Genomic DNA, 665 nt, shown 5'->3' on the forward strand with positions numbered 1-665 from the left:
TTTATCGATGCTGCGTTGATTGCATCAGCCGCAATATCATCTGAAGTTATGGTTCCATCTAGTATTTTATCAGTAGTAACTGCATCGGTTGCAAGTTCTGTATTTCCAACAGCTCCAGGTGCAATCTCTAAAGTCACATCATTTAGTGTTGAATTTGCACCACCAGTTACAGTTAAGTCTGTAGAGGTAATTGATCCATCACCAGTAAGTGCTGGAACGTTTACATCAAATCCTACGTTTTCGAATAAAGAGTTAGCTGGTGTCCCTGTTAAAGTTACAGTTCCATTAGGGGAGGTTATTGATCCGTCACCGCTTATTCCAGTTACATCTACTTCCAGAGCACCCGATGCATTTTGAGTAAGTCCTGCACCGGCTACGTCTGGATTTATTGATGCTGCGTTGATTGCATCAGCCGCAATATCATCTGAAGTTATGGTTCCGTCAGCGATTTCTGCAGTAGTTACCGCATTTGGAGCAATTTCTAGTGTTACATCGCCAAGTAGTGCATTTGCATCTCCACCAACAGTAAGGTCAGAGGAAGTAATGTTTCCATCACCTGTGATTGCAGTTCCGTCTACTTCTAGTGCACCCGATGCATTTTGCGTAAGTCCGGTTCCTGCTATATCACTATTAATAGTAGCTGCAGTTACAGCATCATCAGCAAT

General features: G+C 42.7%; 1 protein-coding gene. It reads right to left on the bottom strand.

Going from position 1 to position 665, the window contains the following annotated elements; translation table 11 throughout:
* On the bottom strand, positions 1-665 hold a 665-nt coding region (locus J8281_RS18920), incomplete at both ends, for a hypothetical protein (RefSeq protein WP_210199226.1).

The sequence above is a fragment of the Aquimarina sp. U1-2 genome, assembly GCF_017897595.1.
Lineage (GTDB): Bacteria > Bacteroidota > Bacteroidia > Flavobacteriales > Flavobacteriaceae > Aquimarina.